At 61.3% G+C, this 23,888-nt stretch carries 20 protein-coding genes, 2 tRNA genes and 1 pseudogene; 10 read left to right on the forward strand and 13 right to left on the reverse strand.

Annotated elements, in window-relative coordinates:
- Window positions 1–2: 2 nt before the first annotated feature.
- Both EV664_RS01205 and EV664_RS01210 read left to right on the forward strand, forming a co-directional pair.
- On the forward strand, window positions 3–1,031 hold the full coding sequence (locus EV664_RS01205) for a polysaccharide deacetylase family protein (RefSeq protein ID WP_229668023.1): 1,029 nt from the start codon (window positions 3–5) through the stop codon (window positions 1,029–1,031).
- Between the two features lie 51 nt (window positions 1,032–1,082).
- Window positions 1,083–1,159, forward strand: a tRNA-Ile gene (locus tag EV664_RS01210).
- 14 nt (window positions 1,160–1,173) lie between these two features.
- On the opposite strand, the gene EV664_RS01215 is transcribed toward EV664_RS01210, so the two are convergent.
- The 3 genes from EV664_RS01215 to EV664_RS01225 all read right to left on the reverse strand — a co-directional run bounded on the left by EV664_RS01215 (window position 1,174) and on the right by EV664_RS01225 (window position 2,561).
- Complete coding sequence (locus EV664_RS01215; RefSeq protein WP_133493868.1) at window positions 1,174–1,692, reverse strand: hypothetical protein; 519 nt, start codon at window positions 1,690–1,692, stop codon at window positions 1,174–1,176.
- Between the two features lie 80 nt (window positions 1,693–1,772).
- The gene (locus EV664_RS01220; protein WP_268237614.1) at window positions 1,773–2,261 is read right to left on the reverse strand and encodes a transporter; all 489 of its coding nucleotides are present in this window, start codon (window positions 2,259–2,261) and stop codon (window positions 1,773–1,775) included.
- A gap of 33 nt (window positions 2,262–2,294) precedes the next feature.
- Complete coding sequence (locus tag EV664_RS01225) at window positions 2,295–2,561, reverse strand: hypothetical protein (protein ID WP_133493870.1); 267 nt, start codon at window positions 2,559–2,561, stop codon at window positions 2,295–2,297.
- A gap of 216 nt (window positions 2,562–2,777) precedes the next feature.
- On the opposite strand from EV664_RS01225, the gene EV664_RS01230 reads away from it, so the two are divergent.
- The 6 genes and pseudogenes from EV664_RS01230 to EV664_RS01255 form a co-directional block, all read left to right on the forward strand.
- Window positions 2,778–2,854, forward strand: a tRNA-Pro gene (locus EV664_RS01230).
- 144 nt (window positions 2,855–2,998) lie between these two features.
- The gene (locus tag EV664_RS01235) at window positions 2,999–3,268 is read left to right on the forward strand and encodes a hypothetical protein (protein ID WP_133493871.1); all 270 of its coding nucleotides are present in this window, start codon (window positions 2,999–3,001) and stop codon (window positions 3,266–3,268) included.
- 220 nt (window positions 3,269–3,488) lie between these two features.
- A complete protein-coding gene (locus EV664_RS01240; protein ID WP_133494202.1) occupies window positions 3,489–4,553 on the forward strand; it encodes an efflux RND transporter periplasmic adaptor subunit in 1,065 nt (354 codons plus the stop codon).
- Entirely contained in the window at window positions 4,550–7,636 is a 3,087-nt protein-coding gene (locus EV664_RS01245) for an efflux RND transporter permease subunit (RefSeq protein WP_162848748.1), read from the forward strand. The genes EV664_RS01240 and EV664_RS01245 overlap by 4 nt, the downstream gene beginning before the upstream one ends.
- The gene (locus EV664_RS01250; RefSeq protein ID WP_133493872.1) at window positions 7,633–9,009 is read left to right on the forward strand and encodes an efflux transporter outer membrane subunit; all 1,377 of its coding nucleotides are present in this window, start codon (window positions 7,633–7,635) and stop codon (window positions 9,007–9,009) included. Before EV664_RS01245 ends, EV664_RS01250 begins: the two co-directional genes overlap by 4 nt.
- A gap of 137 nt (window positions 9,010–9,146) precedes the next feature.
- Window positions 9,147–9,443: pseudogene (locus EV664_RS01255) on the forward strand (IS701 family transposase); the annotation flags it as partial.
- Window positions 9,444–9,590: 147 nt separating this feature from the next.
- Here EV664_RS01255 and EV664_RS01260 read toward each other — a convergent pair.
- Window positions 9,591–10,646 carry a phytase gene (locus EV664_RS01260; RefSeq protein WP_133493873.1) on the reverse strand — a complete coding sequence of 352 codons (1,056 nt, stop codon included), beginning with the start codon at window positions 10,644–10,646 and terminating at the stop codon, window positions 9,591–9,593.
- Window positions 10,647–10,836: 190 nt separating this feature from the next.
- On the opposite strand from EV664_RS01260, the gene EV664_RS01265 reads away from it, so the two are divergent.
- Window positions 10,837–13,647, forward strand: a complete 2,811-nt coding sequence (locus EV664_RS01265) for a TonB-dependent receptor (protein WP_133493874.1) — start codon at window positions 10,837–10,839, stop codon at window positions 13,645–13,647.
- Between the two features lie 541 nt (window positions 13,648–14,188).
- Here EV664_RS01265 and EV664_RS01270 read toward each other — a convergent pair.
- The 3 genes from EV664_RS01270 to EV664_RS01280 all read right to left on the reverse strand — a co-directional run bounded on the left by EV664_RS01270 (window position 14,189) and on the right by EV664_RS01280 (window position 16,438).
- On the reverse strand, window positions 14,189–14,416 hold the full coding sequence (locus EV664_RS01270) for a hypothetical protein (protein ID WP_133493875.1): 228 nt from the start codon (window positions 14,414–14,416) through the stop codon (window positions 14,189–14,191).
- A gap of 235 nt (window positions 14,417–14,651) precedes the next feature.
- The gene (locus EV664_RS01275; protein ID WP_133493876.1) at window positions 14,652–14,897 is read right to left on the reverse strand and encodes a hypothetical protein; all 246 of its coding nucleotides are present in this window, start codon (window positions 14,895–14,897) and stop codon (window positions 14,652–14,654) included.
- Between the two features lie 128 nt (window positions 14,898–15,025).
- The gene (locus EV664_RS01280) at window positions 15,026–16,438 is read right to left on the reverse strand and encodes a M28 family peptidase (protein WP_133493877.1); all 1,413 of its coding nucleotides are present in this window, start codon (window positions 16,436–16,438) and stop codon (window positions 15,026–15,028) included.
- Window positions 16,439–16,601: 163 nt separating this feature from the next.
- Here EV664_RS01280 and ettA point away from each other — a divergent pair, with 163 nt between their 5' ends.
- Window positions 16,602–18,281: an energy-dependent translational throttle protein EttA gene (gene ettA, locus EV664_RS01285; RefSeq protein ID WP_133493878.1), complete on the forward strand. Its 1,680-nt coding sequence runs from the start codon at window positions 16,602–16,604 to the stop codon at window positions 18,279–18,281.
- A gap of 432 nt (window positions 18,282–18,713) precedes the next feature.
- Here the strand turns inward: ettA and EV664_RS01290 are convergent, their stop codons facing one another.
- From EV664_RS01290 to EV664_RS01315, 6 genes are all read right to left on the reverse strand, one after another.
- Window positions 18,714–20,198: a M48 family metalloprotease gene (locus EV664_RS01290; RefSeq protein ID WP_229668024.1), complete on the reverse strand. Its 1,485-nt coding sequence runs from the start codon at window positions 20,196–20,198 to the stop codon at window positions 18,714–18,716.
- A gap of 73 nt (window positions 20,199–20,271) precedes the next feature.
- On the reverse strand, window positions 20,272–20,643 hold the full coding sequence (locus EV664_RS01295; protein ID WP_133493879.1) for a gamma-glutamylcyclotransferase family protein: 372 nt from the start codon (window positions 20,641–20,643) through the stop codon (window positions 20,272–20,274).
- Window positions 20,644–20,658: 15 nt separating this feature from the next.
- A complete protein-coding gene (putP, locus tag EV664_RS01300) occupies window positions 20,659–22,173 on the reverse strand; it encodes a sodium/proline symporter PutP (protein WP_133493880.1) in 1,515 nt (504 codons plus the stop codon).
- A 249-nt stretch (window positions 22,174–22,422) separates the two neighbouring features.
- Window positions 22,423–23,169, reverse strand: coding sequence for an NYN domain-containing protein (locus EV664_RS01305; RefSeq protein WP_133493881.1), 747 nt, complete (start codon window positions 23,167–23,169; stop codon window positions 22,423–22,425).
- A 75-nt stretch (window positions 23,170–23,244) separates the two neighbouring features.
- Window positions 23,245–23,475 carry a hypothetical protein gene (locus tag EV664_RS01310; RefSeq protein WP_133493882.1) on the reverse strand — a complete coding sequence of 77 codons (231 nt, stop codon included), beginning with the start codon at window positions 23,473–23,475 and terminating at the stop codon, window positions 23,245–23,247.
- 58 nt (window positions 23,476–23,533) lie between these two features.
- Window positions 23,534–23,815: an acylphosphatase gene (locus EV664_RS01315; RefSeq protein ID WP_133493883.1), complete on the reverse strand. Its 282-nt coding sequence runs from the start codon at window positions 23,813–23,815 to the stop codon at window positions 23,534–23,536.
- Window positions 23,816–23,888 lie beyond the last annotated feature (73 nt).

The following is a 23,888-nucleotide window of genomic DNA, read 5'->3' on the forward strand; positions in this document are numbered from 1 at the left end:
CGATGGCTGATCGGAAAACGCCAATCGCCGGAAAGCGCGCGCTCGCCTATTCCCCGACCCCCGGACCGGTAATCGACTGGCCGGAATCGTTCGGCACCCGCTTCACGCTGTTCGTCGATACCGAGGAGGAATTTGACTGGCGCGCGCAGCTGAGCCGTGAGGCGCGCTCGACCAGCGCGATGGCAGCCCTTCCCGGCGGGCACGCGCGGCTCACGGGGATGGGGGCTGCTCCGGTCTATCTGATCGACCATCCGGTGGCGACATCGCCGCGCGCAGGTGATGCGCTGCGCGAGGTGCTCGCCGCCGGAGCAGCCATCGGTACGCAGCTTCATCCCTGGGTGAATCCTCCGTTTGACGAGCCGGTCACGCCGTTCAACAGTTTCACAGGCAATCTTCCTATGGAACTGGAGGCCGCGAAGCTCGACACGCTCACCGACGCCATTCGAAGCGAATTCGGCATTTGCCCGCGAATTTATCGCGCCGGCCGCTATGGCATTGGCCCGAACACCGCACATTTGCTGGCCCGGCGCGGCTATCGGATCGATAGCTCGATGCGCAGTCGCTACGCTTATACCAGCGAGGGCGGGCCTGATTTCTTTGCGATCGGCAATGACGCTTTCTGGCTGGACCGGGCAGCCGGGCTTGCCGAACTGCCGCTAAGCACCGTCTTCACCGGCGCTACCCGTGCCGGTGGCGAGCGATTATATCGCCATCTGGCAAAGCTGCCGCGCGCAAGAGGGCTGTTCGCCCGGGCGGGACTGTTGTCGCGGGTTGCCCTGACCCCCGAGGACATGCCGATAGGCGACTGTCTGGAAGCTGTGCGGGTCGCGCTGGGCGAAGGCGTGCGGCTGCTCAATCTCAGCTTTCATTCGCCTTCGCTAATGCCCGGATTCACCCCCTATGTGCGCAACGAGAGCGATCTTCGCGAATTTTATTGCTGGTGGGATGCGATGTTCGATTTGCTCGACTCGCGCGGCGTGCGCGCTGCGTCCGAAAACGATCTGATCGGCGTTCTGGACGCGATGGCGTAATGACGCTTGATTGCCGGGGATCGCCTCGGCTATCGGCTGCTCACGGCTGGGGGGCCTGTAGCTCAATTGGTTAGAGCTGGCCGCTCATAACGGCTAGGTTGCGGGTTCAAGTCCTGCCGGGCCCACCAGCCGTGGCATGGGGTTATTTTCCCCAGGAATCGCGCGTCCGCTTGACCGCGTTCAGCGTGTAATTCACTTGCTCGTCCAGCTTGCGATAGCCGCGTTCCGCAGTCAGCCCGGCGGTCCGGTACAGAGTGCGGACATAGGATTCGAGCGCATCGCCGGTCAGCGTTCCGGCATTGTCCTGGGGCGAGCGCGATTCCAGATCCATTTCGGCGCCCATCAGCGTCTGGATATCCTTATAATCGCTCTTGCACAGCGAATCGGGCTGCATGCCGATACGGCCGAGAAAGCTCTTCGCGAACTCAGCCGCCTGTGCATCCCATTCGGGTGTCCCAGCATCCGCCTTGATCGTATCGGCGCGCTGTTTGAGCAACGTCTGGATATCGGATTCGGAAAAACCGGAATAGTTCGCATTATTGGCTTTGGATTCGCACGCGGTTGCCGCGCTGGCGTTCTGTGCCGTCCTTTGCTCGTCTGTTCCGCCGCCACAGGACGCAAGCAGCACCGCGCCCCCGATCATGACCATCGTGGCTTTCATTCCATCCTCCCTTTTATGTTTGTCGGAAGGTCAGCATAACGCGGCGAAGCAGGGAGTCACGGCTCTTGTCCGCTGCCGGATCAAAAGCGTCTGCTGACACCGCCCAGAAGTTCGGCATCGGGCGTATCGGCGTTCAGGCCGAAATAGGTGCCGATGTCGAATTGCCAGTGAGCAGTCGGCTGCCACGCCAGCACGATGTCAGCGCTGGTCCGCGTCTGGTGCCCGGCGGGATCATAGCCGCGCTCGACATATAATTCCGCCGTGCCTGTAACCGTGGAGTAAAGCGGACGCGAGAGTGCGCCGACCGCAGACCAAAGCGCGTGGCTGCCATGGCCATCGGCGTCCGCTTCGCTTTGCAGCGTCGGCGTCAGGGCCAGCGACCAGTCGTTCGGCAGGTTCATGTCCATCGGAACGGCGACCCCGCCGGTCGCTACACCATCGCTTATCCCATGGGCGCCGGTGGGCACGGTGATAAAGGGCTGCACCGCGACCGAGATGCCACGCTCACCGCCGTTGATAAAGCGGTGCTTCAGCATCAGTTGCGTGTCGCCAAAGCCGCTATCGACGATCGTGCGACCGGGTTCGCGCTGCCGCTGGTGGACCTAAGGGGTGACGTACACGGCGATTTCGGTGTCGCGTGCGATGCCGACACGTATCGCCGTATCGCCGATCATCACGCTATCTTCTCGCGCTCCGGTACCGTGATCCGCAGTCCAGTCGGCAATGCCGGTTTCGAGCTGGACCTTGCCGGGAGCGATCGTGCAGCTTGGTGTCGCCTTGCCCGGACGGCCATAACATGCCGTATCCTGGGCATATGCGGGAGCGACGGCGACGAAGAACATCAGCATGGACGTAAAGGCAAGGCGCATCGTAAGCTCCGCATATCCCTCCAAGCGCTGAAGGGTTGGAGAGCGATAGACGCATATCGCTAACGTTGCGATAACGCTGCACTTCGCCCCGGTGAGCGTAAGACGCGCCGCGATCGGCGGTATGGTCAGGCGCGCATGCTGCTTGCCCATCGTTGACCGCAGGCAATATCTTCGCTTGCGTATCGCACGGCAGGTAACTTAAGGGCTTTGGCGTGTCGGGGAGTAGCGCAGCCTGGTAGCGCATCTGGTTTGGGACCAGAGGGTCGCAGGTTCGAATCCTGTCTCCCCGACCATCACCTGCTAAATCGTTGAAAACATGTCCAGTCCTCACTTGAGGAGAGGCTCTGTGCCCCAGAGTGTTCCCCTCGCGGCGCGATATACTCGCCCGACGCTTACGGCTTGCTCTTGTCGAGCAATGCTTTTCCCGTAGAGGACAATTGTTCGCCGATCTGACGAAATTCATCGATGCAGCCGGTTACGAGGTCTTTTCTCTCCTGCGGATCGGCCGGGGGCGGGCCGAGGCTTCGGATCGCCTCGGCAAGGTCGATCTCGGGCTGAGCGCCCTTCACTTTGCCCACATAATAGAGCGTGAAGGCGAGCAGCGTTTTCTGGCGATCCGCATCATCGCCTCGCGATTTGTTCAGATGTTGCAGAACGGAGGCTGCACCGATGCATTGCAGGTTGTGACGAAGCGCGGGCGACGGTGAGGCCGGCACCTGGGCAGGCGTGGCTGAAAGTGCGGCGAACAGGGCAAGGCTTTGTAACATTTCGTCGGCCAATAGCAGAAAGATGGGGCGACCGCAGCCTTACAGGGTGCCCCTCTCTTCAAAGATGATCGCGGCATGAGCACATAAAAGAAGAACGACCTTGGCCTGCGGCGTTCTTACTCTATGCTCCGGGTCGATGCGAAAATTTCCTTTGGTTTTGATGGCCTGCGCCAGCTTTCTGCCGATCGGTTGTACCGCTGAGCAGGATGCCTCCGCCGATGCTGCGCCGACGCCGGTTCTCGTCGAGAAACCGGTGGCGCTGGCCGAGCAGAAGATTGTCGAAGCCATCGGGACCGCACGCGCGATCGTGTCCGCCCAGCTCTATGCCGAAGCGGCCGGGGCGGTCGAATCGGTGCATTTTTCGACCGGCGATTATGTCCGCAAGGGCGCGCCGCTGGTCGAACTGGATGCGCGGCGTGAGCGCGTCGCGGTCGAGCTTGCGCAGGTTCGGGTCAAGGAAGCGCAACAGCTGCTCGACCGCTATCGCCGGATCGAGGATACCGGCGCGCTGTCCGCCAGCCAGATCGAAGAGGGCGAAACCGCGCTTCAATCGGCGCAGCTCGAACTGCGACAGGCAAAGGTCGCGCTTGAAGATCGCACCGTCCGCGCCCCGTTTTCGGGCTATACCGGCGTGCCGCAGGTCGATCAGGGCGACCGTGTCACGCCGACAACATTGATCGGCCGGCTGGATCGCCGTGACCGGCTGTTCGTCGATTTCGACGCGCCGGAGACTGCGTTCGAACAGTTGCGCAAACGCTCGATTGTCGAATTGCACCCTTATTCGCGCCCCGAAATTTCGGTCACTGCCGAGGTTCGCGGCATCGACACGGCGGTCGCCGACGATGCGCGGACCTTCACCGTGCGCACGGTTATCGACAATGGCGAAGATGCGTTTCGCCCGGGAATGAGCTTCGGCGTGAAGATCAGGGCGCCGGGCCGAACCTATCCTTCGGTCCCCGAAGCTGCGGTCGTCTGGGGCGGCGATGGTCCGTATCTGTGGACCGTTCGCGATCATGCGGCAAAGCGGGTTTCGATCTCGATCGCCGGTCGGCGCGATGGCCGCGTGCTGGTCGACGGAGCGCTTTCATCGGGTTCGGCAGTCATCGTGCGCGGCGTGCAAAAGGTGCGTGAAGGGCAGGAGGTGAAGCTTGTCGGGCGTAAACCGGCTCCGCCGACCATCGTCGAACAATCGGGATCGAACACCACCGCATCGGCGGGACAATGAGCGATCGTCGCACCGATCTGCCGATGCTGGCGGTCAAACGGCCCTGGCTGATCGCGGTATGCAACCTGCTGATCATCATCGCCGGTGCCGCCGCGATTTTCGGGGTGGAGGTTCGCGAGCTTCCCGATGTCGATCGTCCGATCGTGTCGGTAAGCGCGCAATTCCCCGGCGCTGCGCCCGAAACCATGGATGCGGAGGTGACGAGCGTTCTTGAAAACGCAGCGGCGCGGGTGTCGGGTGTGCGCCGGATACGCTCTTCCAGCGAGGAAAATAACAGCCGTATTCGCGTCGAATTCAGCCCCGGCGTCGATCTCGATACGGCGGCAACCGATGTTCGCGAGGCGGTAAGCCGCGTCACGCGCGACCTTCCCGAACGCGTCGAACAGGTGCGCATCGTCAAGGCGGATGAGGATGCCGAACCGATCATACGCCTCGCCATATCGAGCCGCAATTATGGCGAGGCAGAGCTTACCCGGATCATCGATAACGACATCGTCCCCGAACTGCTGACCGCGCAGGGGGTGGCAAGCATCGCTCAGTTCGGCGCGCGCGAACAGCAGATGCGCGTCGCGATCGATCCGATCCGCCTCAACCGATATCGCCTGACCGTCGGCGATGTGGCGCAGGCGCTGCGTCAGGCGCCGTTCGACGTTCCGGCGGGGAGCTTTCGTTCGGATTCACAGGAACTGGTCGTGCGCGCCGAAGCGATTGCGGCAACGCCGGACAAGGTCGAGGATGTCAGGGTGCGCGATGATGTGCGCGTCGGTGACATTGCCAATGTCTATCTTGCGCCCGCCAATGCGAGCAGCTTTGTCAGGCTGAACCGCGAACCGATCATCGGGCTGGGCGTCATCCGGCAGGCAGGATCGAACACTATCCGGATTTCGGATTCGATTCAGCAATCGGTCGAGCGACTGAAAGAGCGCTTTCCCGACATTTCGATCTCGGTAATTTCGGATGAGGCCGAGTTCATTCGGATTTCCGTGAAGGAAGTCATCATCACGCTGTTTGCCACCATCGCGGTGGTGATGGCGACGATCCTGCTGTTCTTCCGCTCGTTCCGGGCAACGCTGATCCCGTCGACCACGATCCCCGTGGCGCTGATCGGTGTGATTGGCGGCATCTGGCTTGCCGGATTTTCGATCAATCTGCTGACCTTGCTTGCGCTGGTGCTGGCGACCGGGCTGATCGTCGATGATGCGATCGTGGTGCTTGAAAATGCCCAGCGGCTGCAGGCGGAGGGCATGGGGCGGCGCAGCGCTGCCGTGCTCGGCACGCGGCAGGTGTTTTTCGCGGTCGTCGCGACGACCGCGGTGCTGGTATCGGTGTTCGTGCCGATCTCCTTCCTGCCCTCGGACGCCGGGCAGCTATTCCGGGAGTTCGGATTCGTGCTGGCGCTGGCCGTGATCATCTCGGGTTTTGTCGCGCTGTCGCTGGTACCTGCGATCGCGGCGCGCACCAGTTTGACCTCAGATTCCGATGGCGAGGGGCGTCTGGTCGCCTTTGGCCGGTCGCTGAACGAGCGCTACAAGCGCGCGCTCGACTGGTCGCTCGGCCATCCCGTATTCATCATCGTCGGATCGATCGGCGCAGCTGCGCTGGCAAGCGCATTGTACGGAGCGCTCAATCAGGAACTGGTACCCGATGAGGATCGCGGCGTGGTGGTGGTGTCGGCACAGGGGCCGGATGGAGTAGGGCTATCCTTCATGGACGATGAGCTCGACGAGATCGAAGCACGGCTGCAACCGCTGATCGATAAGGGCGTGATCAAATCCACTTTCTCCATCGTCGGTCGCTATGATCCCAACCGTGTGCAGGTGACCGCCAACCTCGCAGACTGGGGCGAACGGAGCATGTCGCAACAGGAGGTAGTGGACGCACTGCGCCAGCCGATGCGGGAGATTCCCGGCTCGCGGACGGGCGTATATGGGCGCGGTTCGCTCAGCCTGGGCGGCGGCAGCGACCGGATCGAGGTCGCTCTGACCGGCACTGATTATGATGAAATCTATGCGCGTGCACAAAAGCTCGCCACCGCGATCGACACGGCTTCGGACAGCCTTACCAATGCCGAGATTTCGTATCAGCCGACCCAGCCGCAGGTCGCGCTGCAGGTCGATCGCCAGCGCGCGGCACAGCTCGGGGTCGATCTGGATGAGATTTCGGCGACGCTGAGCGCGATGGTCGGCGGGGAGGAGATTGTCGACCTGAATGTCGGTGATCAGGCGCTGCCGATCCTGCTGACCTCGACCAACCGTTCGATCACTTCGCCCGACCAGCTCGGCAAGCTGTTCGTTCGTACCACCTCCGGGGCGCTCACCCCGCTGTCCAGTGTGACAAGTGCAGTTGAGGAAGGAATTGCGGCGCAGCTCGATCGGGTTGAGCAACGCCGCGCGATCGAGGTTCAGGCGGATATTACCTCCGGAACGCTGGGCGATGCGGTGACTGAAATCCGTCGGCTGACGCGTGAGGCGGTCGGGCCGGATGCCGATCTTCTGCTTCAGGGCGATGCGCAGACGCTTGGTGAAACATCGCAGGCCGTGCTGCTCACGTTCGGTTTTGCGCTGGTGATCGTGTTTCTGGTGCTTGTCGCGCAGTTTGAGAGCCTGACGAGCGGGCTTGTCGTCATGCTGACCGTTCCGTTCGCGCTTGCCGCCGCGATCCTCTCGTTGTTTCTCACCGGTATTTCGCTCAACATCTATTCGCAGATCGGCCTTGTCATGCTGATCGGGCTGATGGCCAAAAACGGCGTGCTGATCGTCGAATTCGCCGATCAGCTGCGCGATCAGGGCAAGTCGGTGCGTGAGGCGATTGCAGAGGCCGCGGCGCTGCGCCTGCGCCCGATCATGATGACGCTGATCTCGACCGTTGCCGGGGCGATCCCGCTGATCATCGCCAGCGGGGCAGGGGCCGAAGCGCGCCAGTCGATCGGCTGGGTGATTTTCGGCGGGCTGGGCATCGCAAGCCTGTTCACCCTGTTCCTGACCCCGGTACTGTATCTCGTCATCGCCAGATTCGGCACGCCGCGCAGCGTCGATCTCGCCAAAATGCATCGCGAACTTGACGCGGCGGAGGGGGAAGCATGAGGCGGATCGTCGCCCGACCGGCACTGGCCCTATGTGTTGTGGCGGCTGGTTGCGCCGGGCCAGCTGAACAATATCGTCCGGCAGGCGAAGTGCCGGTGCCGGAAGCCTTCGTCACCGAATATCGTCCCGACAGCGGCGCAAACGATATCTGGTGGAAGGGGTTCGACGATCCTGCGCTCGATGCGCTGGTCGCGCGCGCTCTCGACAATAATCTGTCGATCGCCGCTGCCCGCTCGCGCCTGCGTGCCGCGCGCGCGCTGGTTACTGCCGAACGGTCCGACCTTGCGCCGTCAGCCGATGGAACGGCGGACGTTCAGGCAAGCACTACCGGTCGCGGCGATACCGATGTGAATGCAGGCGCCGGGGCCGATTTCCTGCTCGACCTCGACCTGTCGGGCCGCCTGTCGCTGGAAGTGGAGGCCGCCGCCGCCAATGCTCGCGCCAATCGCTATCTCGTCGCCGACCAGCGCCGCATCGTCGCCGCAGCGGTGGCGAGCCAATATGTCGAACTTCGCCGGACACAGGCGCGGCTGGCGCTGCTGCAGCAATCGACCGAGTTGCAGCAGCGAACGCTCCGCATCGTGGAGGACCGCTTTTCGGCGGGGCTATCGGCCAATCTGGACGTGCGCCGTGCCGCTGCCGATCTCGCCCAGACACGATCACAGGCGGGGGTGCTGCGGCTGCAGCGTGTTCAGGCGGCGAATGCGCTCACCATCCTGACCGGCGATGTCCCCGCGCCGATCCCGGAGACGCCTTCGCAGGAAATCGGTTCGCTGATCCCGCGCTATGGCGGCGGGCCGCCCGCCGGACTTCCCGCAGACCTTCTGCGCCGCCGTCCGGACCTGCTTGTTGCCGAAGCAAGGCTGGCGGAAGCCGCCGTGCAGGTGGGTATCGAGCGATCCGATCTGTATCCGCGGCTCGTGCTGCCCGGGACGATCGGGATTGCCAGTGGCGGCGCCACCGGCCTGTTGGACAGTGTGGTCGGATCGATCGGCGCTGCGCTTGATCTGCCGCTGTTCGACGGCGGGCGCCGCCGTGCCGAAATCGCTGCAGCAAAGGCGGAAGCCGATGCGCGGTTCGACGAATATCGGCGATCGGTTCTTGGCGTGCTGAGCGAGGTGGAGACGGCGATGGTCGCGATCCAGAGCTATCGCCAGCGGATCGAAGCGCTGGAAGATGCCATCCGGCAGAGCGAGGAGGCCTATACCCAGCTCAACGCTTTGTATCGCGAGGGGCTGAGCTCGCTGTTCGACGTCCTCGACGCCCAGCGTCAGCTGATTACAAGCCGCCAGTCGCTGATCGACAGCGAAGCCAGCCTCGCCAACGCCGTGATCGACTTCTACGCCGCCGCGGGCGCGCCTGTTGAGGGATAACATTGCGCGGCAGATCTGCAGTTGCGGTTGAAAACTCTCCGGGTTTTCGGGCGAAAACGCTCCGTCGAGCGCTCACAAAGCCCATGGGCAACGTGTAACGGGCGTCGCTGCGTGACGTTGTCTATGGCCCCCCATATAGCCTTTCGTGGCCGAACTTATCGTCAGGCATGATGGCGGATGCCCGTTTTGCCGCCATGCGCGTGCGCATTGCCGATGGTGCGGCTCAGCGGATCGGCTCTGCCGGGGCCCGGCACATGCCAGGTGAGGTAGCCTGACTGGTGGGTGAGCATCGTTCGAATGGCGAGCGAAAATACTATCTCTCCAATCTGCCCGGCGACACTCCGATCAAGGCTCTCGCCGGCGCGATCAAGGCGCGCTGGATCTGCGAACAAGCGCATCAGCAACGCAAAGAGGAACTGGGCCCCGATCACTTCAGCGCATCAGTTGACGCGACTTATGCCTTCATCGTGCGCGCCACTGTACACCAGTCCGGAAACGGGCCGGTTCCGACAACGTGTTTTCAATGATTTACGGCAGCCTGTCATCGGTCGGGTATCCTGCCTCCCCGACCATTCGCCCATTCAAGGGCGCAGCGCCGCCCTGATCGCGTGCCAGTCGATCAGTTTGAAATTCTGTGCAGCGCCGTCATTTTCATCGTCCTGAACGACGACCAGTCCCGATCCGAAGCGGCCGACCGGTCCGGCATGCGCGTCGATACCGTCGGTGCCGGTGACTGCATCGACGCCGTTTGCTGCGGAAACGCGGAAGCGACCGGCGTAGACCGGGCGAGTGCCGTCGATACGCCATACCGCAAAGGCGCTGTCGCCCTGGCTCGACACCAGCAGATAGCGTTCGCTGCCATCGGCAAGAATGCTCATCCCCTCGACATCGGCGACCAGCGTGCCGTCGCCGACCGCGCCGACCGATTGCCGCGTACCGCTGCTGTCGCCCAAACGATAGCGCCAGATGCCGACATCCTCTTCGCCGAGATAGAGATAGCCGGTACGGTCATCGACTACACAGCCCTCGGATTGCGATCCCACATCGAATTTCGCGATTTGCTCGCCGGTGATCAAGCCGCTTTCAGCATCGGAAAGCGCATATTCGCGAACCGAGCCGCTTTTGCCGATCAGAACCGCAATCAGGCGGCCGCTCTCGCGCCCCATGCAAAATCCATAGGGTTCGGCAAGGTCGCTGGCGATGAACCCCGCATCCTCGATTTTTCCGCCTGCGCGATAGCGATAGAGCGAAATGCCGTCGCGACCCGGCGTACGGTTCGAGGCAGCGGCGATAAAGCCGTCGCCATCGGCGCGCAGATCGACATTGTTCAGCCGCCCTTCGGGCAGGAATTGCACTTTCCTGCCATTCAGGCCGAATGCATAGAGTCCTGCCTTTTTATCGGTGCCGAGAATAAGGCCCGTGACTTCAATGCCGTTCACCGTGAAAGGTGCATTATCGGCGCTGGCAAAAATCGCCGGATCATCCGCTGCGTCCGCATTGGCGGTCGCGACGGCCTCGGTTTCTCCGGCTGCGGGAACGGAAACCGTGGTGCGAACGGGCACCTGCGCCGTCTGAGCACGCGCGCAGGCACCGGCCAGGGTGAGGGCGGCGAAACCGAAGCAGCGGGAAAAGCGCATCGTCGATCCAACTCCGACAAGAATGGAAATTGCCGCGCATGTGGCCGGTGAATAAGACATCGGCGTTACAGACTTCGGCATTGTTACGCTGCACTATTGCATCGGTAACGCTAGTGTAACGGAACGTACATCAAGGTTACATTTGCAGCTGCAATCGGCCCCCACAATAACAAGGTCAAAGGGGGCATTCATGAAAAGACTGATGACGCTGCGGCGGCGTTTGCTGCTTGGCGCGGTTCTGGTATCGGCACCGGCGATCGGCCACGCCGGCGATCTGACCGGCACCGTTTCGGACGCGACCGAGACGCAGAACCTGGAAGGCGCGCAGATCACGCTGGTCGAGCTGAGCCGCACGGCGGAGTCGGATACCAACGGCCAGTATCGCTTCGCGGAGGTCCCGGCCGGCACCTATACGCTGCGCGCGAATTATCTCGGCGTTCCGCCGGTTACCATGTCGGTGACGGTACCGGCAAAGGGTACCGTGACCGAAAATCTGGTGCTGGGCACGCCGAGCAGCGATATTCTGGTCGTCGGACAGCAGGCGAACCTCTTCAGCGCGCTGAGCCGCAAGCGCGCGGCCGACGGCGTCGAGGATGTGTTGACCCGCGACGCTGTCGGCCAGTTTCCCGATCAGAACGTCGCCGAGTCGCTGCGCCGTCTGCCCGGTATCAATATTCTGAACGATCAGGGCGAGGGCCGTTTTGTGTCGGTTCGCGGCCTCGACCCGAACCTCAACTCCTCGTCGCTAAACGGTCTGCGCGTCCCGGCGCCTGAATCCGACGTGCGCGAAGTCGCGCTCGACGTGGTGTCGAGCGATCTGGTCGAATCGATCGAGGTCAAGAAGACGCTGACTCCCGATATGGATGCAGACACGATCGGCGGGTCGATCGAAATCAACACAACCAGCGCGTTTGACCGAAAGAAAGACCTGTTCACGACCAAAGTCGAGGGCAGCTATAACTATAAGCGCGGATCGTTCACGCCTAAAGCGGCGATGGATTTCGCGACACGCTTCACCGATAATTTCGGCGTCGCGGGCGGCATGTCTTATTACAAGCGCGAATTTTCGACCGACAATGTCGAAACCGGAGGCTGGAAGGAAGCGGATGACGGTACCGCCTTCACTGACCAGCCCGAATATCGCGATTATGACGTGACGCGCAAACGGTTCAGCGGAACCTTGTCGTTCGACTATAAGCCGAGCAGCACGACGACGCTGTATGCGCGCGGTGTATTCAGCCAGTTCGACGATCAGGAATTCCGCAATCGCCTGACCTTCGCCTTCGATAAAGACCCCAGCTCCGGCGACGCCGAGTCCGCTTACTGGAGCGACGCCGATGGCGAGATCAAGATCGAGCGCGATCTGAAGGACCGGTTTGAGCGGCAGCGTATCCGTACCGCGACGATCGGCGGCACCACCGATACCGGGCCGTGGAAGCTCGTGTATCAGGGCGGCTGGACCAAATCGAGCGAGAAGGAGGCAGGCTCGCTCGATCCCGTGCGTTTCTCACACAAATTCGATGGCGAGGGGCTGGGCGTCGATTTCGATTATTCGAACCCTGCCATTCCGCGTTATACGATCAAAAGCGGCGGAACGCTGTTCTTCGATCCGTCGACCTATGGCTTTGACAAGCTGGAGCGCACCTCGCTTTCGGATTCGCAGGACGAAGAATATAGCCTGAAGGGCGATGTCTCCCGCGTCTTCGCGATGAATGGCGGCGAATTCACCATTCAGGGCGGTGTGAAGCAGCGCTGGCGCACCAAAATGTATAATCTCCAGCAGGATGATTATGATGATTATACCGGCGATCTGACGTTTGCCGATCTGGTCGGCAATCCGACCTATGGGCTGGCCAATATCGCGCCGGCATTTGACTGGTATAAAACGCGCGATTTCTTTTATGATAATCGCGGCGATTTCGAATTGAACGCTGCGGACACGATGCTCGATTCGGCGACGTCGGATTACAAGGCGCGCGAGGACATTCTGGCAAGCTATCTGCTCGGCCGCTGGGACAGCGATACGCTGCGCGTGATCGGCGGCGTTCGTATGGAACGGACCTTCAGTCATTTGAAGGGCAATCTGGTTCAGGAAGAAAATCCCGATGCCACGCCGCCCTGCGCCGATGCGGTATGCGTCACGCCGCTGGCATTTCAGCGCAGCTATACCGACTGGATGCCGAGCCTAAATGTTCGCTTTGCGCCTGCGGGAACCGCGATCGTGTTGCGTGGCGCGGTATATCGCAGCCTGATGCGGCCCAACCTGTCCGATCTTGCCCCGCGTTTCCTGATCAACGAAGATGGCGAGGCCGAGATCGGCAATCCCGACCTCAACCCCTATAAAGCGTGGAATTTCGATGCTGAGGCATCTTATTATTTCTCGCAGAGCGGCGCGCTGTCGGTGGCGTTCTTCCATAAGAAAATCGATGACTTCATCGTCGATCAGCGTATCCGCACCCCCGGAACCTTCCGCAATTTCGCCTATCAGGAGCTGGAAACGCATGTGAACGGCGAAACCGCGAAGGTCACCGGGGTGGAGGCGAGTTTCAGTCAGGTGCTCGACTTCCTGCCGGGGCCGTTTGACGGGTTGCTCGTTCAGTTCAACTATACCTATACCGATGCGACCGGCACGGTGTTCACCGATGGCAATGCCGATGATCCGCGCCATATCCCGCTGCCGTCTTCGTCGAAAAACGTCTTCAACGCGATATTGGGATATGAAAAAGGCCCGATCAGCATCCGCGTCGCGGGTACCTATCGCGGCAAATATCTCGATGAACTGGGCGATGAGGCGGATAATGACCGCTATGTCGCGCGGCACTTCCAGGTCAATCTGAGCGCCCGCTACGACATCACCAAGACGATCCAGCTATATGCCGACTGGATCAACGTGAACAACGAACCCTATTTTGCATATCAGAATTTCGCCGGTGCCAAGCGGCTGCTGCAATATGAAACCTATGGCCCGACGGTGAAGGGCGGCGTGAAACTGAAATTCTGACACATTACGAGTCGATGATTTGTGACCGGCCGGTCGTCTGCACCATGCGGGCGGCCGGCTTTCTGTATCCGGGCATGAGCGAGGTTGGGAAGGGGGAGGCACTGGTTTGCAGGCCCGCGTCCAATATCCGCCTGCGTCTGGCGCGGAGCACTACAGGGTGTTGCAACGGTGCGGTCCGCGCGGATCATCGTGGGACCGCTTCGGCAGCCCCGATGGCGTCGTCTTCCACGCTACGCCCGCGCAACCTGTCGAACTGTCGTTGCAGCGGAGGTGAATCGCATATCGGCTCGTCATTGCCCAGATCGAAGCGACGACGCATGCGCTGATCGACCGGCCTCTCTGGACTGCCACGCTCCCGGGGGGCTCACGAACCTCGGCTATGGCATAAGCCTTCGCGTCAGGAGCGTTTCCGGATATCGGCTTGGCTGGCAAGGCGGGGTGGCGAGCGCTTCCGCTACAGGCAAAAAAAGAGCGCCTCCCGATGGGAAGCGCTCTTTCGAAACCTGTTCAGCGATCAGGGCATATGCCCCGATCAGGCTGATTACATGGCGTCAGTGTCGTTGGACATCATGGTGTTGTCCATCGAATTGTCCATCATCATGGGATCGGTCATGTTGGTGGAATTGTCCATCATCATGTCCATGTTGTCAGCGCCCATGTCGAGGTTCGCCATGGTGGCATCGGTGTTGCCGGCTTCTTCCGAACCACCCGAGCACGCAGCCAGAGTCATCAGGCCGGCGGCAGCAGCGGCGAAAACAATCTTCTTCATAACCTTGCTCCGAAACGAATAATTGGTTCGCGGCCGGCCCGAATGCCGTCGCGAGATTGCCCCAATAGCGATAGCGCGATCCGCGTCAATCGGTAATTCATACCCAATCAGGGGATAATGCGTCTAACGCAGAGATTGGGGAAGTCCGCGCCGGAATGTGCTCCGTAGCGGAATAAGCCGGAGCCGCGGGATCGAAAGGATCGCGACATCCGGCCGTCATCCGAAGATCCGTATCTTACTGAACGTCCGATTCCATGGCGTCGGCGTTGTCAGCCTTCTGCTCCATGTTGTCAGCCATGTTCTCATACATAGCTTCGTTCGATTCGGTCGTCGCGTTTTCGGCCATCGCGTCGAAGTTGTCGGCAGCCATTTCAGCATTGGCTTCCATCGCCTCGGCATTGTTTTCAGCCGGGGTCTGCGAGGTGCAAGCAGCGAGGCCCATCAGGCCGGCGGCAACCGAAACGATCACGATCTTCTTCATAGAAACTAGCTCCCTTTTAACCCGTGCAATGTCGGAATCGACATCGCGAGCTTCCACGCATTAGCGCCGCCATGGCGTGCGTCAATGCATCTTGCGTTAAGCTACCGCAGGATTCGGTCCCGAAACGATCAGGAATCGACCGTCCCGATCGCCTCCGGCGCATCGGCGACGATGGCCAGCATGGCGGTCCATGCCGCCACATTCTGCCGCAATTGCTCCGGATCAATCCGCTCCAGAACATCCTCTGCCGTATGGTGCCAGTCGAAATAGCGCAGCGCCGACTGGTTGAGGTCGATTGCCGCTGTGCCCTGACGCAGAACCGGACCGATATCTGCGCCGTCATGCGCCTTGCCCGGTCCCCGCGCGATGCCGAGCGGGGCCAAAGCCGCCTGAAGCCGGTCGCCGATCGGCGCGGCGGAAGCGGGCAGATTGGTCTCGAACCGCCAGATAGCATCAGCGCCGAGATCCGATTCGGCCGCCAGTACATGGCGTTCGTCTTTATGCGCTTTCGCATAGGCCTCGCCGCCGAATGCGCCGACTTCCTCCGATCCGAACCACACGACGCGAATGGTGCGTCGGGGCGTGCCTGCCTGCATGATCCGATGCGCGGCCGCGGTGGTGATGCCAAGCCCCGATGCATCGTCAATTGCGCCGGTGCCGAGGTCCCAGCTGTCGAGATGCCCGCCGATCAACACGATTCCCGCGTCGGGATCGCTGCCCGGCACTTCAGCGATGACATTGCCCGATTCCTGCAGCCCGATCTGCTTCGGGGTGAGGAGCAGGTGAAGCGTGACCGGCTTGCCGCGCTTCACCATGCGTTCCAGATTCGCGGCGTCCTCGACCGACAGCGCAGCGGCGGGGATGGGGGTAGTGCCGTCACGGAAATTGGTGTTCCCGGCATGTGGCGCCCGGCTTTCATCGGTGCCGATCGAGCGAATGAGAATCGCGGCTGCGCCTTTTTCCGCCGCGATCTGCGGTCCCACAAAGCGCGCCATGCCGAACGTGCCATAGCCGCTGGCATCCTGAGTCGGCACCATCTGGTTCGAGACAAAGGCGATCTTGCCTTTCAGACTGGCCGCCGGAGCGCGGGTGAGATCGCCGAACGTCTCGAAATAGACAATCGGGGCGGTGATTCCCTTGTCCGGCGTTGCGCCCGAATTGCCGAGCGCGGTGATGCGCAGCGGCTGCGAAAAGGGCGCAATTACCTCAGCCTTTTCTTCACCGCGCATCCAGACGGGCATCTGATAGGTTTCGATATGCACATTCCTGAAACCGAGGCTTTTGAGCTTGGTGACCGCCCAGTCGCGTGCCCGCGCTTCGGCGTCGGTGCCCGCCAGTCGCGGCCCGATCTCGGTCGTCAGCCCTTCGACAATGTCATAGGCGACGGTGTCGTTAAGCGCAGCATCGCGCAGCTCAGCGACGCGCGTCGGGACGTTTGCCGTCACCCCGGCGGGAAGCCTCTCCTGTGCCGTGGCAGCAGGCACCGCGAGCGCGAGCCCCGCACAAGAGACCGCGAAGCGCGCAAGGCATCTGATCGTCATGATTTCCCCCGATTGATTTTACGATGAAAGGCTTCGTCACCGTCATGCGAGAAGGCGGCAGGTCCGACAAGTGCCGCGCTATCGGTTTGCCAATCGCTGCCCCCGTCGCTACATCGCGGGCCAAATCTCTGTTCCTGTCTGCATTCCTTTTCGGAGCATCAACGTGGCCGCTCAATACGCCTTCGTCATGAAGGACATGACCAAGACTTTCCCCGGCGCGCAAAAGCCGGTTCTGTCCAATATCAACCTGCAATTCTATCAGGGCGCCAAGATCGGCATCGTCGGTCCGAACGGTGCGGGTAAATCGACCCTGATGAAGATCATGGCCGGGATCGACGATGATTTTTCGGGCGAGGCATGGCCGGGTGAAAATATCACCGTCGGCTATCTGGCGCAGGAGCCGCAGCTCGACCCCAGCAAGAATGTGCTCGAAAATGTGAAGGACGGCGCGCGCGAAGTGGCCGATATGGTCGATCGCTTTAACGCCATTTCGGCGGAAATGGGCGATCCCCAGGACGATACCGATTTCGACGCGCTGATGGAGGAAATGGGCGTCCTTCAGGAAAAGATCGATGCGGTCGACGGCTGGACGCTCGACAACCAGCTCGAAATCGCCATGGAGGCGCTGCGCTGCCCGCCGGGTGACTGGAGCGTCGATACGCTTTCGGGCGGTGAAAAGCGCCGCGTTGCGCTGACCCGGCTGCTGATCCAGAAGCCGTCGATCCTGCTGCTCGACGAACCGACCAACCATCTCGATGCCGAAAGCGTCAACTGGCTGGAAAACCACCTCGCCGAATATGCCGGCGCGGTGCTGATGATCACCCATGACCGCTATTTCCTCGACAATGTCGTGGGCTGGATCCTGGAGCTCGATCGCGGAAAATATTTCCCGTACGAAGGCAATTATTCCACCTATCTGGAAAAAAAGGCGAAGCGCCTCGAACAGGAATCGCGTGAGGAATCGGGTCGTCAAAAGGCGATCAAGGACGAGCTCGAATGGATTCGCGCCGGCGTCAAAGGGCGTCAGACCAAGTCCAAGGCGCGTATTTCCAAATTCGACCAGCTCGTCGAAGCGCAGCAGAATCGCGCGCCGGGCAAGGCACAGATCGTCATTCAGGTGCCCGAGCGTCTCGGCAACAAGGTGATCGAGGCGACGAACATTTCGAAAGCCTATGGCGACAAGCTGCTGTTCGAAGACCTGTCGTTCAACCTGCCGCCGGGCGGTATTGTCGGTGTGATCGGCCCCAACGGTGCCGGTAAATCAACCCTGTTCAAGATCATCACCGGTCAGGAACAGCCCGATAGCGGCGAGATCGAAATCGGCACGACCGTACATCTCGGCTATGTCGACCAGAGCCGCGACGATCTCGACCCCAGTCACAATGTCTGGGAAGAAGTGTCGGACGGCCTCGATTATGTGAAGGTCAACGGCCACGATATGTCGACGCGCGCTTATGTCGGCGCGTTCAATTTCAAGGGGCAGGACCAGCAGAAGAATGTCGGCAAGCTGTCCGGCGGTGAGCGCAATCGCGTTCACATGGCCAAGATGCTGAAGCGCGGCGGCAACGTTCTGCTGCTCGACGAACCGACCAACGATCTCGACGTCGAAACGCTGGGCGCGCTGGAAGAGGCGATCGAGAATTTCGCTGGCTGTGCCGTGGTCATCAGCCATGACCGCTTCTTCCTCGACCGTCTGGCGACGCACATTCTGGCGTTCGAAGGCGACAGCCATGTCGAATGGTTCGAAGGCAATTTCGCGGCGTACGAAGAGGATAAGCGCCGCCGTCTGGGCGACGCCGCCGACCGCCCGACGCGGCTGGCGTACAAGAAGCTGACGCGCTGATAGTAATGGAGGGCGGGAAATCCCGCCCTCCTGATCAGGTGAAAAGAAAAACCAATAAAATGAGCGATCTAATGATCGCAGCTATATCGGCCGTTACTTCTACCTTCACTTCGAACCGGGATTCAGGCTTCATAGCCGTTCCTCCGGGTCATGACGCGCCACAGACCCAAAAGGTTAGTGACTTTTGGCCCCTGCGCTTCGGATTGGCCCCCGATCGCAGGCTACGGGCCTATGCTAAGCGTTCTAGACCGCTTAGCACAGCAACGCTTGGTATCCGGTCCCGACAGTCGACTTAATCGTAAAGTGGGATAAGCGGAACGTTGTTACAGGCTTATCGATTCACTGGGCCGAGTACCAATCGGCTGTTTCACGGGCCTGCGAACAAGACTAGAACGATGCCTGCTTTTGTCAAGCGTATGTAATTCGCCCACCTCAATAAGTAACGATCTTCACCTTGTCCCCGGTGCGGAGTGTTGCGCCGTCGGGGATGCCGTTGAGCACGTTGAATCGTTCCAGCTTATAATCGTCGAACGCCATGCGCTGAGCGATAGAGCTTGCCGTATCGCCCGATTTCACCGTGACGATGCGCACATATTTCGGTTTGATCTTCGCCGCCTGCGCGCTCGACAGCTTTCGGAACGACTGGACCATGCCCTGCGCCGCGCCGAGTCCCTGACCCGCAGGAGTCAGAACCACGAAATGATAGGCGCCGCTGTTCGACGCCTCATAAGCGAAGACGCTCACATCGACTGCGCCCGACTGGGTGTTCGCCCGCGTCTGGGTATAAGCGGTCGGGAAGCCGTTGATCGTGGTGCGCTGTATCTGCGCGGCGGGCAGGTTCGCGCCGTCGCCGCCGAGCGATTGCAGCACTTTCTGTACATAATTGGCAAGGTCACCCGAATATTGGCCCATGCCGAACTGTGCCTGCATATTCTGACCGGAGACCGTTACGGCCTGCGCGCTGTTCTGCATCTGCGCGCCCTGCGGGATCGTGAAGGCAATGCCCAGTTTCGGATGCAGAAAGTCGCGCCCGTCGATCACGCCATTGTCCGGATCGTCGCCATATAACAGCCCGTTGATCGCGCTGAGATAGGCATCGCGGTCGCGCGGCTGATCGGTGCCGCCCAGCTGCTGCGCTTCGGCAAGCGCGGCGCTCACCCGCTGGCCCGATTCGGGGTGGGTACTCGCCCAGGCGGGTACCGAGCGGGTATTGCCCGAAATACGCTGATCGAGCTGCTGCTGATCGCTGAGGCTGGTCAGCATCGAAGCGAGCGCATCGGTGTCATATCCGGCGGTCTTCAGATAATCGACGCCGAGTTGATCGGCCTGACTCTCCTGACTGCGCGAATAGCCGAGCGTTGCGAGCTGCGAGCCCGTGCCGGCCGCGCGGCCGAGCAACTGGCCGAAGCCCGAATCACCGAGCACTGCACCCGCCAGCACCTGACCCAGCGCGCCGAAAATGCTGTTGCGCTGCGCCGCCTGTTGCCGCTTCTGGCTGTGGCGCGCGGCGACATGGGCGACTTCATGGCCAAGCACCGCGGCGAGCTCCGCCTCGTCATTCATCAGCGCGAGCAGGCCGCGCGTGACATAGACATAGCCGCCGGGGGTCGCGAACGCATTGTCGACCGGGCTGTCGAGAATGGTGACGGTAAAGGCATCGGGGTTCGACGACAGGCCCGATTGCGTGGCGATCCGCTGGCCCACGCGCGTGACATAGCTGGTCGGCCCTTTGGTATAGGCGCCGTTATATTCGTTGAGAATGCCCGTGCGCGCCTGACTGCCCTGCTGGCGCTCCGACGCGCTGATCGGGGCTGCCTGACCGGGGGTGACAGGCGCGGTGCCGGTAAGCCCGCCCGCCGCGCAGCCGGCAAGCGCTACCGGCGCGGCGCAGCCCATCAGGATGCGTGCAAAGCTCATGGATTTTCCTCCCTTTCGATGTGACAGCATCAAAGCGGAACTGCGCGGTTCGTTCCGTGTCAGTGACGATCGATCAGCGTATCGGCCAGCGTCCGGAAGGGAGGGGCGTCAGATCGTCTACGGGCCGGGTATAGTGATAGGCAATCGCCAATATCCCGCCGGTCGTGTGGATGGTCCGCCGGACATATTCGGATGTTTCGGGGCGCTCCGGATCGAAGCCTTCGACCGCGTCGATCTCTGTGCCAAGCTGCGGGTCTATGGTTTCGAACAGCTCGCCATGAATGATCCCGCTTTCGCCGATCAGCGCGGCAGGCCATGGCCCGCAATCGTACAAGCGGCCGGCGATCCGATCCTCGCTCAGGAAGCGAGCCCGTTCCGCCAGCCGCAATTGCCGGTAATACAGCCCGCCACGCTGCAGCGTTCCGTAGAAAAAGAAACGCTGCATCGGCGGTCTCCTGCCTCAGGTCTCGAGCGGATCTTGGGTCAGCGGCTTTGCGCGCGGTTCGGGTGCCTTGCCCGCCAGACTGACCCCGACGATCGCAATCATGGCAGCGAAAAAGCCCGGGATGATCTCATAAATGCCCTCACCGCCGAGGAAGCTCTCGTTCCAGCCGAGTGCGATCCACAGGATCACGACGGCGGCACCGATGACGAGGCCGCTGACCGCGCCTGCGGCTGTCATTCGCTTCCAGGTCAGCGACAGAAGGATCAGCGGACCGAACGCAGCCCCGAACCCGGCCCATGCGTTGGAAACCAGACCCAGCACCTCGCTATTGGGATCCATGGCGAGCAACGCTGCGACCACCGCGACGAGCAGCACGCAGATGCGGCCCACCGTCACCATCTCGCGTTCGCTCGCCTGCTTGCGGAAAAAGAGGCGATAGAAATCCTCGGTAAGCGAACTCGACGCGACCAGCAGCTGCGAGGAGATCGTGCTCATGATCGCGGCGAGCAATGCAGCGAGCAGGAAGCCGGTAATGAGAGGATGGAAGAGCAGATCGGCAAGGACGATGAAGATCGTTTCGGGATCCTCCATCGGAATGCCGTTGCGCTCGACAAAGGCGCGTCCGGCGATGCCGATGCCGAGCGAACCGAGCATGGCAACGCCCATCCATGTCATGCCGATATTACGTGCCGTCGCGACTTCGGGAAGCGAACGGATCGCCATAAACCGCACGATGATATGCGGCTGACCGAAATAGCCGAGGCCCCAGGTGATTGCGGAGAGGAAGCCGAGCACGGTCAGACCGTGCGTGATGCTGAGAAAATTCGGATCGATCGAGGTCAGCGCGTGCGACATCGGGCCGATCCCGCCTTCGCCCATCGTCGCCACAATCGGCATCAGGACCAGCGCAACGACCATGATACAGCCCTGAACGAAGTCGGTCAGGCTGACCGCGAGGAAGCCGCCGAACATGGTGTAAGCAAGAACGACGCCTGCGGTGATCCAGACGCCGAAGCCATAATCGCTGCCGCCCAGATCCTGTGGCAGAGATCCAAACAATCCGGCGAAGCTGGTATCGAAGAGCTTGCCCCCGCCGACCAGACCGGCGGCGGTATAGACTGAGAAGAACACCACGATGATCAGCGCCGAAATGACGCGCAGCGTAATCGCCTGACTGGGAAAGCGACGCGACAGAAACTCGGGGATGGTAAGGCTGTCGTCGAGCTCCGCCGTCTGCTGGCGCAGGCGCGGTGCGACGAGGATCCAGTTGGCAAAGGCACCGATGAACAGGCCGATGCCGATCCATGCCTCGACCAGACCGCTTGCGTACAGCGCGCCGGGCAGGCCGAGAATGAGCCAGCCGGACATATCCGACGCCCCGGCTGACAGCGCCGCTACGGCCGGTGGCAGCTGCCGTCCGCCCAGCAGATAGCCTTCGCTATCGTCGGTGGATTTCGCCCAGGCATACACCCCGATGCCAAGCATCGCCGCGAAATATACGATGAGACTGATGATGGTTCCGATTTGCATGGCAGATCGTGTAACAAAGGATTTCTGGACGTTCCAGCCCCTAACCGTGTCGGAATGCCCGGATGGTCAAATCCTCGTATCGCGGTGCGAAGGATTTGTTCAATCCTGCCGGGCTGCGCCTATATTTTTTCCCTGATGCTAAGCCTGCCGGAAACAATAGTATTTATCGCGAACATGTAGCGACTTGAAGATTTTTGCTGCAGCTGGTTCGCCGATTTGTGACGATGAAATTTGTTCTGACGGGTCCGATCAGCGGACGCGTTTGACAAAAATCTGTCCGTCCTCGCGCCGCTCGGTCTGAAAATTGGGCACTGCTTCGAAAAGATCGGATAGCCGGGCATAGCCGTAATTGCGTGTGTCGAAGCTGGAGCGGTTTCCGGCGCGCTGGCCGACTTCCGACAGGCTTGCATAGCCGCGCTCGTCGCGTTTTGCGGCGTTATAGGCGTCGATCAGCAGGTGAAGCAGCTGCTGATCGACGGTTTTGCTGGCTGCGTCTCTGGCGGGGTCGGACCCGGTCGCCGGGTCGTCATCCTGCGCTGCCGATTCCTGCGCCTTGACCAGCGCCTGTACGTCGATGAAGCGGCTGCACGCCTGCCGGAAGCCTTCGGGGGTGCGATCGGTGCCGAAGCCGTAACAGGGCAGGCCTTCCTGCCGGATGCGCATGGCAAGCGGCATGAAGTCGCTGTCGGAAGACAGGATGCCGAACCCCGTCACCCGGCCGCGAAACAGCAAATCCATCGCGTCGATGGTCATGCGCATGTCGGTGGCGTTCTTGCCCTTCGTAATGTCGAATTGCTGATAGGGTTCGATGCCGTGCTTCAGCGTCATATCGGCCCAGCCCTTGAGCGATTGCTTGCGCCAGTTGCCGTATACGCGGCGAATATTGACCGTGCCCAGCTCGGCAAGAACCGTAAGCACGGGATCGATGCTGTTGGGCGAAGCATTGTCGGCGTCGATCAACAGCGCGACATTGCCGCCGCCGGGCGTATGTTCCATCGGATTTCCTTTTCGAGCGCGCGAAAAAAATGCCGCTCGCGGGCGCGAACGGCATTGTGTGTTCAGAATTTTGCGTCAGCTGCCCTGACGATCACGGGGATAACGCACATTATTGTCGATATCGTCCTGCTTCGTCACGCGGGTATGGCCATCCGGCTTTTGCACGCGCTCCGCCTCGGCATCGGTGCCGACATCGCGGTCGAGATTGCCGCCGGCGCGCCCGACCGTATCGGGAGCGCGTTCGGCATTTTCGATGATATCGCTGTCGTCATGATCGCGGGCGGTTTCGGTTCTGCGATTTTCCATGAGGCTCACCTCCTCTTCTGTCCTCCCAATGGACGAAGGGGCGGGCGCGTTCCCCGGATCAGGCAGTAAATCGCTTGGTAAAGCCTTTGAGCATCCGGGGCATAGGCTCATCGGGCCGGACATCGACCCGGGTGACTTCCGCAAGGCGAGGGCCTTCGCGGCAGGCCTCGACAAAAGCATCGATCTGTTCCTCGTCACCAGCGACAAGCGCTTCGACCCGCCCGTCCTGAAGATTACGGATCCAGCCGCTGACCTTCATCGCGCCCGCGGTCTTCACCGCCCAGTCGCGATAGCCGACCCGCTGCACCCGTCCTTCGATCAGCAAACGAACCGCGTTCATGATATTCCCCCGCTACGCAATGGTACAAAGCCGGAAAATCCGGCGCGGCATCGCTCTTAGCGTGTCGCGGCGG

It is taken from the genome of Stakelama pacifica (assembly GCF_004361835.1).
Lineage (GTDB): Bacteria > Pseudomonadota > Alphaproteobacteria > Sphingomonadales > Sphingomonadaceae > Sphingomonas > Sphingomonas pacifica.

Coding starts and splice junctions, on each gene's coding strand:
- EV664_RS01205 (WP_229668023.1), top strand. CDS start 3: ATGGCTGATCGGAAAACGCCAATCGCCGGAAAGCGCGCGCTCGCCTAT.
- EV664_RS01215 (WP_133493868.1), bottom strand. CDS start 1,692: ATGAAAGCCACGATGGTCATGATCGGGGGCGCGGTGCTGCTTGCGTCC.
- EV664_RS01225 (WP_133493870.1), bottom strand. CDS start 2,561: ATGCGCCTTGCCTTTACGTCCATGCTGATGTTCTTCGTCGCCGTCGCT.
- EV664_RS01240 (WP_133494202.1), top strand. CDS start 3,489: ATGGCCTGCGCCAGCTTTCTGCCGATCGGTTGTACCGCTGAGCAGGAT.
- EV664_RS01245 (WP_162848748.1), top strand. CDS start 4,550: ATGAGCGATCGTCGCACCGATCTGCCGATGCTGGCGGTCAAACGGCCC.
- EV664_RS01250 (WP_133493872.1), top strand. CDS start 7,633: ATGAGGCGGATCGTCGCCCGACCGGCACTGGCCCTATGTGTTGTGGCG.
- EV664_RS01260 (WP_133493873.1), bottom strand. CDS start 10,646: ATGCGCTTTTCCCGCTGCTTCGGTTTCGCCGCCCTCACCCTGGCCGGT.
- EV664_RS01265 (WP_133493874.1), top strand. CDS start 10,837: ATGAAAAGACTGATGACGCTGCGGCGGCGTTTGCTGCTTGGCGCGGTT.
- EV664_RS01270 (WP_133493875.1), bottom strand. CDS start 14,416: ATGAAGAAGATTGTTTTCGCCGCTGCTGCCGCCGGCCTGATGACTCTG.
- EV664_RS01275 (WP_133493876.1), bottom strand. CDS start 14,897: ATGAAGAAGATCGTGATCGTTTCGGTTGCCGCCGGCCTGATGGGCCTC.
- EV664_RS01280 (WP_133493877.1), bottom strand. CDS start 16,438: ATGACGATCAGATGCCTTGCGCGCTTCGCGGTCTCTTGTGCGGGGCTC.
- EV664_RS01290 (WP_229668024.1), bottom strand. CDS start 20,198: ATGAGCTTTGCACGCATCCTGATGGGCTGCGCCGCGCCGGTAGCGCTT.
- EV664_RS01295 (WP_133493879.1), bottom strand. CDS start 20,643: ATGCAGCGTTTCTTTTTCTACGGAACGCTGCAGCGTGGCGGGCTGTAT.
- putP (WP_133493880.1), bottom strand. CDS start 22,173: ATGCAAATCGGAACCATCATCAGTCTCATCGTATATTTCGCGGCGATG.
- EV664_RS01305 (WP_133493881.1), bottom strand. CDS start 23,169: ATGGAACATACGCCCGGCGGCGGCAATGTCGCGCTGTTGATCGACGCC.
- EV664_RS01310 (WP_133493882.1), bottom strand. CDS start 23,475: ATGGAAAATCGCAGAACCGAAACCGCCCGCGATCATGACGACAGCGAT.
- EV664_RS01315 (WP_133493883.1), bottom strand. CDS start 23,815: ATGAACGCGGTTCGTTTGCTGATCGAAGGACGGGTGCAGCGGGTCGGC.